Raw genomic sequence first — 12,517 nt, 5'->3', positions numbered from 1 at the left:
GCTCGCGGAAGTTACAGAACAATTTAAATAAATAATGGATGAGAGTGTGTACCTAGTCACGAAAGCAATATTCTCCAGCCTGTACTTATAGGTGCACCATATGGACTAAAAGATCGACACAGCATGAGAAATGGATGCGAAGACACTGGGAACTAAGCTTATAGGCACCTTGACAGGGAAAGCAGGGGGCATGCCGCTAGTTATTTAAGCGTTTGTGATCTTGTTAGTAGTCGCATTGCACGTAAAAGATATACGGATTTGTGCGACAATCCCGAAAGTCGACGATGTCAAGCATACAAGGAAGCAAGTTCTATCATCCATGAAGGAGTCGAACGAAGGAAATTCATCTTTGGAATGTTAATATTTAACACCCTAAAATAATAAAAGAAAATCCTGCTACTCAAGCAGGATTTTTATTTTAGGTGGCGAACTACTGTATTTAGGTGGGGAAAAGTGGGGCAAAGTGGAGCGTTTGGGGGAAGGAGTGGTTCGGAATCATGTTTATGGGTGAATATCAACATAGCATCGACGAGAAGGGGCGGATTATTATCCCTTCCAAATTCCGTGAATCACTAGGCACGACCTTCATCGCTACCCGCGGCCTCGATAACTGTCTCTTCGTGTACCCGATGAATGAATGGGGGATCATGGAGCAGAAGCTAAAGTCACTGCCTCTCATGAAATCTGATGCTCGTGCGTTTACTCGGTTTTTTTTCTCCGGGGCAACAGAATGCGAGCTGGACAAACAGGGCAGGGTAAACATACCTGCGCATCTCCGAGAATATGCCAAGTTGGATAAAGATTGTATGGTGTTAGGCGTATCAAGCCGTGTGGAAATATGGAGCAAGCAAACATGGGAAGGGTATTACGAGCAATCGGAGCAAACCTTCAACGAAATCGCAGAGAAGCTGGTTGATTTGGATTTTAACTTCTAGAGATCATCTGACATCAAGAATGGGAGGGAAGACGGCGTGTTTCAGCATACGACAGTATTATTGGAGGAAGCAGTTGACGGATTGGCCATCAAGCCGGGCGGCGTCTACGTAGATTGTACGCTCGGAGGAGCAGGGCATAGCGAGTTGATCGCATCCAGGCTGAGTGAAGGCGGAAGGTTGATTGCGTTCGACCAGGACGATCTGGCGCTAAGCAACGCGCGCGAGCGACTTGCTCCCTATATGGATAAAGTAACGCTTGTAAGAAGCAACTTTCGTTATTTGGAGCAGGAGCTCCGAGGCTGCGGCGTTAAGATGGAGGGCGGTATCCCGCAGGTAGACGGCATTCTGTTCGATCTAGGGGTATCTAGTCCGCAGCTGGACGAAGCAGAACGAGGATTCAGCTACAACCATGACGCTCCGCTCGACATGCGTATGGACCGAGAGGAGTCACTGACCGCTCATGAGATCGTAAATGAGTGGGAAGAACGCGAAATCTCACGGATCCTCGACAGATACGGCGAAGAAAAGTTCGCTCGTAATATCGCCCGCAATATCGTGAAAGCAAGATCGGCTGCAGTCATCTCGACGACAGGGGAGCTAGCGGAACTGATTAAGTCTTCCATCCCTGCCGCTACAAGAAGGACAGGCCCGCATCCTGCCAAGAGATCATTCCAGGCGCTGCGCATCGCAGTTAATGACGAGCTTGGCGCAGAGGAAGAGGCGCTGGAGCAAGCCGTACGCTGCTTGGCTCCCGGAGGCAGAGCGTCGGTGATCACGTTTCACTCGCTCGAGGATCGGATCTGCAAGACGATTTTTGCTAAATATGTAGAGAAATGTACATGTCCACCTGACTTCCCATTATGCGTATGCGGGAACAAAGGGACGCTGAAGTTAATAAACCGCAAGCCGATTTTGCCGAGTGAGAGAGAGCTGGAGGATAACCCGCGTGCTCGTTCGGCGAAGCTAAGAGTATCAGAAAAATTGTAAGAGGGGGATATCATAGTGGCGTATGTCAATGGTAATTTGGCGCTTCAACCGAAGAGGAAACCTCAGCAAGAAACAGTCATCCGCGAAACCAAGAAAGTAGTGATCAAACGGAAGTCTTTGCCGGTGCAAGAAAAACTTCTTTATCTATTCACCGTTCTAATCTGCGTTGTCGTTGCTGGCGTCATTATTTTCCGTTATGCGCAAATCTATGACATGAATCTGCAGATCAATAAGTTGAATAATGAATACCAAACGATAAATGTAGAGCTGGAAGAAATGAAGAAGCAAGTGGAGCTGCTAAGCGACCCTGAACGGATCCGCAAGCTGGCGGAATCGCAAGGTATGGTGAGCAGCCTGGACAATGGAATTACAGTGAAGACGGGCGACGGGCAACTGAAGACCGTAATGCAAGAATAGGGTGATCGTAATGGAAAAACGAATTAAATTGCGTACGTTGTTTTTTGGAGGGGTCATGACCCTCCTTTTCTTTGTTCTGATTGGCAGAATCTATGTGGTGCAAGTCGCGGACGGTGCCATGTATTTCGATCAGGCTAAGAAGAGGTGGGCGGCGGCAGAAAACATTACGGCAAAAAGAGGGGAGATTCTAGACAGGGACGGCAATGTGCTTGCTATGGACACGATTGCCTATAATGTGTCGGTTGATCCACAGATCATTCATGATGCGGACATCGCAGAGGAGGTTATTGACGGACTACATGAGACGCTAGGCATTCCGAAGGACGAGCTGGAGGCGCAAGTGACGGCGCAAAAGAAAGACGGCACCTTCTATCGATCTCGCGAGCTGCGCAAAGGCGGCTGGCTGATCGACAAAGAAGTGGCAGACAAAGTGTCGGCATTCCGCTCCGATCTCATTGCCCAATTGAAGGAAGAGAAGAAGACGCTTGATACGGGGATTTATATGGTTGAGACTCTGAAACGTTTCTATCCGCGTAATGCTTTAGCTTCTCAGCTGGTGGGATATGTCAGTGTTGACGGTGAGAACAAGTCGGGTATCGAAGCTTACTTTGATGAGCAATTGCAAGGGGTGGACGGGTACCTGAAATATCAGAAGGACGGTAAACGGGTCCAGCTGTCCAAAGGCGAAGTGGACTATCAAGAGCCGAAGAACGGCAGCAATATTCAGTTGACGATTGATAGCGAAATTCAGCAATACGTGGTCGAAGCCTTGCGTGACATTGTTGCCAAATATTCGCCATTAAGCGCAACGGCAATAGCAGCCGATCCCAATACGATGGAAATATTGGCGATGGCAAATATGCCTGAGTTCGATCCCAACGAATATTCAAAATATGATTATGCGAGCTACTTTAACCATTCAGTAGGTTCGCTCTATGAGCCGGGCTCCACCTTTAAGATCGCTACGCTGGCCGCCGCGGTCGAGGAAGGCGTATTCGATCCCAATGAAGTATACCAGTCCGGAAGTATTGTCGTACCTGGTGACCCGCGACCGATTCGCGAACATAATCGAGTAGGCTGGGGCAAAATCAGCTTTCTTGACGGTCTGAAATATTCTAGTAATGTGGCATTCGTAAAGCTGGGCTTCGAGAAGCTCGGAGGCGACAAGCTTCGTGATTATTTCTCGAGATTCGGCTTCGGTCAGAAGACCGGCATTGAGCTGACGAATGAGCTGGCAGGGAAAATCGATCTAAGAGGCAACCGCGACGTCGCGTCTGCTTCCTTCGGACAGGGCCGAGTTCAGGTTACAGCGATTCAGCAAGTTGCGGCAGTTGCGGCAGTTGCGAACGGCGGGAAGTTAATGGAGCCGCACATTGTGAAGAGTATAACGGACCCCACTACGAAAACGACAACCGTGACCGAACCAAAGTTCGTAAGACAAGTCATCTCCGAGGAAACGTCGAAGCAGGTTGGCGAATATTTGGAGCAGGTCGTCTCCGATCCGAAAGGGACGGGGAAAAATGCATATATCGAAGGCTACCGCGTTGCAGGGAAGACGGGAACGGCGCAGAAGGTTATTAACGGCGATTACTCAGAGGACAAGTTTATGGTCTCATTTATCGGTTACGCGCCTGTCGAGAATCCGCGGATTGTGCTCTACATCATTGTAGACGAACCCAATAATCCGCTGGTTGGCGGCGGTTCGGCAGCAGCTCCGGCTTTCCGCGAGATTGTGCTTAAAACACTGAAAAAAATGGGCGTCGCACCGGATTATGATGTACAACAATTAGAAAATGAAGAAGGATCAGTGAAAGAAGCAAAAATTGCGGTGCCGGATGTCAAAGACGAGAAAGTGGCTAAGGCGCAAGCAGTCCTTCAGGGTAAGGGGTTAACGGTCGAGCTTGTTGGAGCCGGGGGCAGCGTGCTGGCTCAGATTCCTTCAGAGGGCTCGTACATCCACCCGACGCAGAAGGTGTATCTTATCACGGAGAAGAAGGAGCAGCTCAAGGTGCCTGATCTTACTGGCGTCTCTCTGCGCGACGCGTTGGAGCTGACTTCCCTGATCGGCGCTCGCCTTGTACCGGAAGGGACTGGCTACGTCATTAGTCAGCAAGTTGTCGAGGAAAATGGGGAGCGGCTCGTCAAGGTGAAGTTGGTTCCGCCGGAAGGCTCAGAAAGCTATGATGAGGCGATGGCCTCACTCTCCATTGATTCTGGCGGCGGCGAAGAATCCTCTGCCGATCCCGAGGAGGAAGCCGGCGAAGGCGAGGAATCGCTTGACGCTGACAGCTCAAGCGACGGCGACAACGCCGGAAACGGCGAATCGCAGAGCGCCGACCCATCCGCTGGCATCCAGGGCGGGGAAAACTGAGCTTTGATCCTTTATGTTGAAGTTTAATCCTTCTAGTATTGTGCGATAATTGTCGCATCGAACTTTATGTTTGTTCTGGCTTCAATGGAGTTTTAAAAGTTTGCTTTTCAGCACCGAGAAGGTTGGACGAAACCGGGAAGCGAGAAGCGGAGCGTAGCAGAGCTACGTGAGCATTGGAGTGACTGGTTGCGTTCAAGATTCGATGCCGACCACTCATCCTGAATGACATCGTGATCAAAAGCATACTTTTTAAACAACCTATTCAGGGCTTGTTCTATCCCCTTCTGAAGACTCATAGTCTGAAAATAAGCGGTCTACGCTTGTTCTCAGGTTAGAGCGGCAGAGGGGGTTTTCTACAATGAAAGTATCTAATGTAACGGTGAGACGACGCTTGTTCATCGTGCTTATGTTGGCAGGAGTGGCGTTTGTCGCATTATGTTTGCGGCTAGGATATGTGCAGCTCTACAAAGGGACCGAGCTCGCGGAGCGCGCGGAAGATTCTTGGCGGCGCAATATCCCTTACGTAGCGAAACGCGGAGAGATTTGGGACCGCAATGGCGTGCAGCTAGTATACAACATCAGCACCCCGACGGTATGGGCGATTCCGGTTCAAGTCAAGGATAAGGAAGGCACGGCCGCAACGCTTGCGCCGCTTTTGGACATGTCTGTTGAGAAGCTGCTCGCAAAAGTAAAGCTGAAAGAACGAATAATCCAGCTTGGCCCGGGCGGCCGCAAGATGACACCGGAGAAGGCAAATGAAATACGGGCGCTCAATTTGCCGGGAATCGTCGTAGCCGAGGATAGCAAACGGCATTATCCGTTCGGGAGTATGGCGGCGCATATGCTAGGTTTTACCGGGATCGACAACCAGGGACTGACCGGGATCGAATCCAAGTACAATGAAGTGCTGACGGGTATTGGGGGCAATGTCACGTATTTGTCCGACGCAGCAGGGCGGCAGATGCCTAATTCTTCTGACACCTATGTCGAACCGCAGGAAGGGCTGACGCTGCAATTAACCATCGACAAGGACATTCAGGCCGTGATGGAGCGCGAGCTGGACCAAGCGATGACCGGACTGCAGGCGGACAGCGTCATTGCGATCGCGATGAATCCCAAGAACGGCGAAATTCTGGGCATGGCGAGCAGACCTACCTATGAACCTAACAAATATCAGGAAGTTGCAAGCGAGGTTTACAACCGCAATCTACCGATTTGGATGACATACGAGCCGGGCTCCACCTTCAAAATCATTACGCTTGCGGCTGCTTTGGAGGAGAAAAAGGTTGATCTGAAAAATGAACATTTTTTTGATCCGGGGGCGATAGAGATCGGCGGGGCGAGATTGCGCTGCTGGAAGAAGGGGGGGCATGGCAGCCAGACCTTCCTCGAAGTCGTCGAAAATTCCTGTAATCCCGGTTTCGTAACGCTGGGCAACCGACTCGGCAAAGAAACGTTGTTCCAATACATCAAAGATTTTGGGTTTGGGACAAAAACGGGCATCGACATTAACGGTGAAGAAAACGGCATCCTGTTCAAGCTTAGCCAGGTCGGTCCAGTAGAGCTGGCAACCACAGCATTTGGTCAAGGTGTCTCGGTGACGCCGATTCAACAGATCGCAGCGGTGTCGGCGGCTATTAACGGCGGCACGTTATATAAACCTCATGTAACGAAAGCATTTATCGACCCAGACACGGGTGAAGCCGTGAAAGAAGTCGAGCCCGAGGTGGTGCGGCAAGTTATATCGGAAGAGACGTCAAAGCAAGTGCGAGAAGCGCTCGAGAGCGTCGTAGCCAAAGGGACAGGCCGCAACGCATTTATTGACGGATACAGGGTTGGCGGCAAGACGGGGACGGCTCAGAAGGTTATCAACGGCCGTTATTCGCCGAACGAGCATATCGTATCGTTTATCGGCTTCGCTCCGGCAGATGACCCTGAGATTGTAATCTATGTAGCGGTTGATAATCCGCAGGGTATTCAGTTCGGCGGATTGGTCGCAGCGCCGATCGTGCGTAATATGATGGAGGATGCGCTCACGATTCTTGAGGTTCCGCGTCGCGAGACTCAGATTGACCGCTTGTACAGATACGGCGAAACTCCGATCGTAACCGTGCCGAATTTAATTGGCAAGAGTGTATCCGATCTCTACGAGGATCTGAACATGAACTTTAACCTCACAAGCGCCGGCACAGGCAAAGTGGTGATCCGCCAAGCGCCTGCCGAAGGGTCGCGTGTGGATCGGGGTTCGACGATTCGTATATATTTGGGCGATGAAGAAGATATCGAGCATCAACACTAAGCAACCCGTTAACGCGTTTGCTCTGGGCGGCATATAGTATTCCGTCAGAGTATTCGAGGGAGGCTTGAACGGGATGCGTCTACGCGAACTTACGGAATTGCTCGTTACAGCGCGATTGGTTGGAGACGGAGATAGAGAGTTCTTGGGAGTGGAGAAGGATTCCAGAAAGGTGAAACAAGGAACCTTGTTCGTCTGCGTGCCAGGACATAAGGCGGACGGCCATGCTTATGCAGGCGAAGCCGTCGCGCGCGGTGCATCGGCAATCGTAGCCGAGCGACTGCTGCCGCTGGATATCCCGCAGCTCATCGTCAAGGACGCTAGGATGGCTAATGCAATCATCGCAAGCCATGTCTATGCGTATCCAAGCGAGAGCGTTCGGCTCATCGGAGTAACGGGCACTAACGGCAAGACGACGACGACGTATCTAGTAGAAACGATATTGAACGACTATGGTTATCCAGCGGGTGTTATCGGCACGATTGAGCGGCGGTTCGGCGGGGCAACCTTTCCTATGAACAACACCACGCCGGATGCGGAGGAGCTGCAGCGTTACCTTGCCGAAATGAGAGACGGCGGCACGGCTTATTGCGCGATGGAAGTGTCGTCGCATGCGCTGGAGCAAGGAAGAGTAAAGGGCTGCCGATTCCGTACAGCGATCTTCACCAATCTGACGCAAGACCATCTGGATTATCACGGAACGATGGAGAAGTACGGGGATGCGAAGGGGCTGTTCTTCTCTCGACTCGGTAATGCATATGCCAGCCGGCAAGAAGAGCGTACGTATGCAATCCTGAATGCGGATGACGAAGCCAGCGCTAAATTCAGTCGGCTTACGGCGGCGGAAGTTATTACGTACGGCGTAGAACAAGAGGCTGACGTCAGAGCGAGCCATATTCGCATCTCTGCGCGAGGAACGATGTTTCATGTATCAACCTTTAAGGGTGAAGCAGAGGTTCAGCTCAACTTGCCAGGCAAATTCAATGTGTACAACGCGCTAGCCGCGATCGCGGCAACCCTTCTGGAGGGAGTCCCGCTAGAGAAGATCGTCGCTTCGCTTGCGTCAATTCCAGGCGTTCCGGGCAGGGTGGAAAGCGTTGAAGCGGGCCAGTCATTCGCTGTAATCGTCGATTACGCGCATACGCCAGATGGTTTGGAGAATGTTCTTAAGGCAACTCGCGAATTTGCGGAAGGTCGGTTAATTACGGTATTTGGCTGCGGAGGCGACCGTGATCGGTCCAAACGACCATTGATGGGCCGAATTGCGGTACAATATGCGAACTATATGATCGTGACGTCAGATAATCCTCGCACTGAGGACCCTGAACGCATCATTGAAGATATCTTGCAAGGCGTTAAGATGGCTGGAGCGGAGCTTGATCGATACGCCGTTATCCCCGATCGGAAGAGCGCAATTGAAAAAGCGGTTGAAATGGCAAGCCAAGGCGATGTAGTATTGATTGCGGGGAAAGGTCATGAAACCTATCAGCTAATTGGCGGAGAGGTGTTCGACTTCGATGATCGATTAACGGCAAAAGACGCGATAAGGAGATTGTTACATTGATTAAACGTACTGTAGGACAAATCGCGGCTATGTGCGGCGCAACGCGCCGCGGTGGCCATGAAGATACGCTTATATGCGGAGTTACGACGGACTCGAGGACTCAGAGCGGCGGAGATTTGTTCGTTCCGCTTATTGGAGACCGATTCGACGGTCATGAGTTTGCAGCTGGAGCGGCGGCAAACGGCGCCAAAGCGATGTTATGGCAGAAGGGACGCGACATTCCGGCAGATATGCCTGATGTAGCGTTTTTGCTCGTCAGAGACACGCTGGCGGCTCTGCAGCGGCTTGCTTCTGCTTATCGGAACGAGCTGATGGTGCGTGTTGTCGGAATTACCGGCAGCAACGGCAAGACGACGACCAAAGATATGACGGCTGCTTTGTTGGCTACTCAATATACGGTGCTCAAGACTGAAGGCAACTTGAACAATCATATTGGATTACCGCTGACACTGCTTAAGCTTGAAGATGAGACAGAGGTTGCCGTACTTGAGATGGGCATGAGCGGATTTGGAGAGATCGAGCTCTTGACGAAGCTGGCATCTCCAGACTTGACTATCATTACGAACATTGGAGACGCGCATTTGCTTCAGCTTGGCTCGAGAGAGGGCATTGCGAAGGCGAAGCTCGAGATCGCGCAAGGCTTGGGCGAAGATGGTGTTCTCTTATACAACGGAGACGAACCGCTTCTTGAAGAAGGACTTGCCGCTGCGTTGCTGCCAGAAGGTGTGTCACGCCGGACGTTCGGTCTTGGAGCCGGCAACGAGTGGTCGGCTGAGGCAATCGAGTTATATCCGGATAGAAGTGTTTTCACCGCTCTTAATCGAGGGCAGGTCAGCGGAGTAGGGATCGTTCATATTCCGGTACCCGGTCGTCATAATATAAGCAATGCACTTGCTGCAATTGCGGCCGCCAGATACCTTGGCGTTCCTGCGGAGGGTATTCATCGCGGTTTCCAGCAATTGAAGCTGACAAGCATGCGAATTGAACCGACGACAGCTTTTAATGGTGCTGTGATCCTAAATGATGCGTATAACGCCAATCCAACAGCTGTGCGGGCTGCAATCGACCTTGTCGCCGGTCTCAGTGGTTTCCGTAGACGCTGGATTGTGCTTGGCGACATGCTGGAGCTCGGTCCAGAGGAAGCGGAGCTTCATCGAGGCGTCGGAGCGTATGTGCAAGCAGGATCTGCGGAGGCCGTGCTGACTTGCGGACCATTGTCGCAGCATACGTCCGAAGGGGCGAAGGCAAGCCTTCGCGAAGCGGCAGATGCTGATCTCGTTCGTCACTTTGACGACAAGGATACATTATCCAAGTGGCTGAGAGAACAGCTGCATCCAGAGGATCTAGTCCTAGTGAAGGGCTCCCGAGGAATGCGGATGGAACAAGTTGTCCAAGCTTTGGAGAAGAGGTGAAGAAATGGACATGATGGTCAACCTATTCGCGATCGGCACATCTTTCCTCATAGCGGTTCTACTAGGACCATTGTTCATTCCTTTGCTGCGACGGCTTAAATTCGGCCAGCAAATCCGAACGGAAGGACCCGAGAGCCATCTGAAGAAAAGCGGAACACCTACGATGGGCGGTATCATCATTATGATCGCGCTCATGATCGCGTTTATGCGCTTTTCGGACAAATCAAGTGAGTTTTGGGTGCTGCTCACGGCATCGCTCGGATTCGGTCTTGTAGGCTTCCTTGATGATTATATTAAAATTGTATTCAAACGTTCGCTTGGGCTGACGGCAAGACAGAAGTTGTTCGGGCAGCTGCTGTTCTCGGTCATCGTCTGCGCGATGCTGTATAATATGGGACACAGTACGGAGATTTCAATTCCTGGAACTAGCGTAGGGTTTGATCTTGGCTGGTTCTATTATCCGCTGGTTGTCATTATTATGTTTGCCGCGAGTAACTCGGTCAACTTTACGGACGGACTTGATGGGCTTCTTGCAGGCACAAGCGCGATTGCGTTCGGTGCGTTCATGATCGTAGCGCTTCAGACCTCCGAGCATGAGTCGGCAATCTTCTCCGCGGCAATGATTGGCGCGGTGTTAGGTTTCCTTGTCTACAATGCGCATCCTGCAAAGGTGTTCATGGGAGACATGGGATCTCTCGGAATCGGCGGCGGTATCGCGGCTGTTGCCATCTTGACCAAGACGGAGCTGTTGCTCATACTAATTGGCGGCGTATTCGTGCTGGAGATGTTGTCCGTTATTTTGCAAGTGGCATCATTTAAGCTGAGAGGCAAACGGATCTTCAAGATGAGTCCGATTCACCATCACTTCGAACTGATCGGCTGGTCCGAGTGGAAGGTTGTTACGGTGTTCTGGACGGTAGGCTTGCTGTTTGCTGCTGCCGGTATTTTATTCGTTATTTAAACGACCATATCACCAGACGCACAAAAGCGGTTCTCGCTTACGGGAGCCGCTTGCTGCGTACATAGAAAGGATTGTCGGTATATGAACCACCCTGCGGATTACCGCGGCCAGCGAGTTGTTGTGCTGGGTCTCGCGAGAAGCGGCGTCAGCGTCGCAAAGCTGTTCCATAAGCTAGGAGCGAATGTTGTCGTTAATGACAGGAAGGATAGAGAGAGCAGTCCCGAAGCGGAGGAGCTTGAGGCTCTGGGCATAACCGTTATTTGCGGCTACCATCCGGAAGACTTGATTGATGAACATACAGCTCTATTAGTCAAAAATCCGGGCATCCCTTATACGGCGTCGCCTGTGGTGCAAGCCATAGAGCGCGGCATCGACGTAGTGACAGAGGTAGAAGCGGCATGTCTGATTTCGCCTGCTCCGATTATCGGTATTACTGGTTCCAATGGCAAAACAACAACGACAACGCTAATTGGCAAGCTGCTCGAAGCAGCAGGCAAAAGTCCTATCGTCGCAGGCAATATTGGGGTTCCCTTATGCGAAGCCGCGCAGGAAGCGAGCGCGGACGACTGGATTGTTGCGGAGTTAAGCAGCTTTCAGCTGAAGGGAACGCAAACCTTCCGTCCACGAATCGCGCTGCTGCTCAACCTGGCGGAGACGCATCTTGACTATCACGGCGACATGGTGGACTATGTGGTATCGAAGCGGCTGATATTCGCCAATCAAACGGAGGAAGATACGGCAGTACTGAATTGGGACGACCCCATAAGCCGCGCAACGGCACAAGGCTTGAAGGCTAAGCTGCTGCCGTTCTCATTGTACGAAAGATTATCGCATGGTGTATGTATCGAACCTCCTTATCAGCGTAATGTTGAAGTTGAAGCTGATGTTTCCATATCGCGTTCCATTGTTGTTCGTTTAGAAGCAGGCGAGGGAGCCGAGGCGGCGACTGAGACGATTGTCATGCCCGTATCCGAGATTGCCATACGCGGTCGGCATAACACGGCCAATGCCATGGCGGCAATCGCTGCGTGCGTAGCCGCTGGAGCTGCACCAGAAACGTTAGCGGCACCGCTCCGGACATTCAACGGCGTCGAGCATCGACTGGAGTTCGTCTGCGACAAAAATGGCGTAAAGTTCTATAATAGTTCCAAGGATACGAATTCGACTGCGACAACGATGGCAGCAAGATCGTTGTCAGCACCGCTCATTATCGTAGCCGGAGGTCTTGATCGCGGTTCGGATTATATGGAGCTGCTGCCATTGTTCAAGGAATTGAAGGGGCTTGTTGTATTTGGCGAGACTAGAACGAAGCTTGCTCATGTCGCTAGTCTAGCAGGTTTAGAGCGCGTACAAACGGTGAACGCTGAGAAGGACGCCGAATCCACGCTGCATAAGGCGGTCGCCTTGGCGTATGCTATGGCGGCTCCTGGCGATACTGTGCTTCTATCGCCTGCGTGTGCGAGCTGGGACATGTTCGAATCCTATGAACAAAGAGGGAGCATGTTTAAACAATCGGCGCATACCTTGTAAGTAGGGGGCCTGTCCCTACTTTTCCATGCTAAGAGGTGTGTTCG

Annotated in this window: 9 protein-coding genes; all 9 read left to right on the top strand. The window is 51.5% G+C overall.

From position 1 onward, the window contains the following. Window positions 1-497 precede the first annotated feature (497 nt). The 9 genes from mraZ (at window position 498) to murD (ending at window position 12,473) form a co-directional block, all read left to right on the top strand. On the top strand, window positions 498-935 hold the full coding sequence (mraZ, locus tag ACX1C1_RS22865; RefSeq protein WP_458954431.1) for a division/cell wall cluster transcriptional repressor MraZ: 438 nt from the start codon (window positions 498-500) through the stop codon (window positions 933-935). A gap of 36 nt (window positions 936-971) precedes the next feature. Continuing rightward, window positions 972-1,922, top strand: a complete 951-nt coding sequence (gene rsmH / locus ACX1C1_RS22860) for a 16S rRNA (cytosine(1402)-N(4))-methyltransferase RsmH (protein WP_458954430.1) — start codon at window positions 972-974, stop codon at window positions 1,920-1,922. Between the two features lie 15 nt (window positions 1,923-1,937). Then, window positions 1,938-2,339, top strand: a complete 402-nt coding sequence (gene ftsL / locus ACX1C1_RS22855) for a cell division protein FtsL (protein ID WP_458954429.1) — start codon at window positions 1,938-1,940, stop codon at window positions 2,337-2,339. A gap of 10 nt (window positions 2,340-2,349) precedes the next feature. After that, window positions 2,350-4,710, top strand: coding sequence for a penicillin-binding transpeptidase domain-containing protein (locus tag ACX1C1_RS22850; protein WP_458954428.1), 2,361 nt, complete (start codon window positions 2,350-2,352; stop codon window positions 4,708-4,710). A 358-nt stretch (window positions 4,711-5,068) separates the two neighbouring features. Continuing rightward, the gene (locus tag ACX1C1_RS22845) at window positions 5,069-7,009 is read left to right on the top strand and encodes a stage V sporulation protein D (RefSeq protein ID WP_458954427.1); all 1,941 of its coding nucleotides are present in this window, start codon (window positions 5,069-5,071) and stop codon (window positions 7,007-7,009) included. A gap of 73 nt (window positions 7,010-7,082) precedes the next feature. Continuing rightward, on the top strand, window positions 7,083-8,570 hold the full coding sequence (locus tag ACX1C1_RS22840; RefSeq protein ID WP_458954426.1) for a UDP-N-acetylmuramoyl-L-alanyl-D-glutamate--2,6-diaminopimelate ligase: 1,488 nt from the start codon (window positions 7,083-7,085) through the stop codon (window positions 8,568-8,570). Then, window positions 8,567-9,982, top strand: a complete 1,416-nt coding sequence (locus ACX1C1_RS22835) for a UDP-N-acetylmuramoyl-tripeptide--D-alanyl-D-alanine ligase (RefSeq protein ID WP_458954425.1) — start codon at window positions 8,567-8,569, stop codon at window positions 9,980-9,982. Before ACX1C1_RS22840 ends, ACX1C1_RS22835 begins: the two co-directional genes overlap by 4 nt. Window positions 9,983-9,986: 4 nt before the next feature. Further along, the gene (mraY, locus tag ACX1C1_RS22830) at window positions 9,987-10,943 is read left to right on the top strand and encodes a phospho-N-acetylmuramoyl-pentapeptide-transferase (RefSeq protein ID WP_458954424.1); all 957 of its coding nucleotides are present in this window, start codon (window positions 9,987-9,989) and stop codon (window positions 10,941-10,943) included. A gap of 81 nt (window positions 10,944-11,024) precedes the next feature. Then, window positions 11,025-12,473, top strand: coding sequence for a UDP-N-acetylmuramoyl-L-alanine--D-glutamate ligase (gene murD / locus ACX1C1_RS22825; RefSeq protein ID WP_458954423.1), 1,449 nt, complete (start codon window positions 11,025-11,027; stop codon window positions 12,471-12,473). Window positions 12,474-12,517 lie beyond the last annotated feature (44 nt).

It is taken from the genome of Paenibacillus sp. strain BS8-2 (genome assembly GCF_054483835.1).
Note: the sequence above shows the minus strand (reverse complement) of the source record. Positions and strands in the feature narration are given on the sequence as shown.

Coding starts and splice junctions, on each gene's coding strand:
- ACX1C1_RS22850 (WP_458954428.1), top strand. CDS start 2,350: ATGGAAAAACGAATTAAATTGCGTACGTTGTTTTTTGGAGGGGTCATG.
- mraY (WP_458954424.1), top strand. CDS start 9,987: ATGGACATGATGGTCAACCTATTCGCGATCGGCACATCTTTCCTCATA.
- mraZ (WP_458954431.1), top strand. CDS start 498: ATGTTTATGGGTGAATATCAACATAGCATCGACGAGAAGGGGCGGATT.
- ACX1C1_RS22840 (WP_458954426.1), top strand. CDS start 7,083: ATGCGTCTACGCGAACTTACGGAATTGCTCGTTACAGCGCGATTGGTT.
- ACX1C1_RS22845 (WP_458954427.1), top strand. CDS start 5,069: ATGAAAGTATCTAATGTAACGGTGAGACGACGCTTGTTCATCGTGCTT.
- murD (WP_458954423.1), top strand. CDS start 11,025: ATGAACCACCCTGCGGATTACCGCGGCCAGCGAGTTGTTGTGCTGGGT.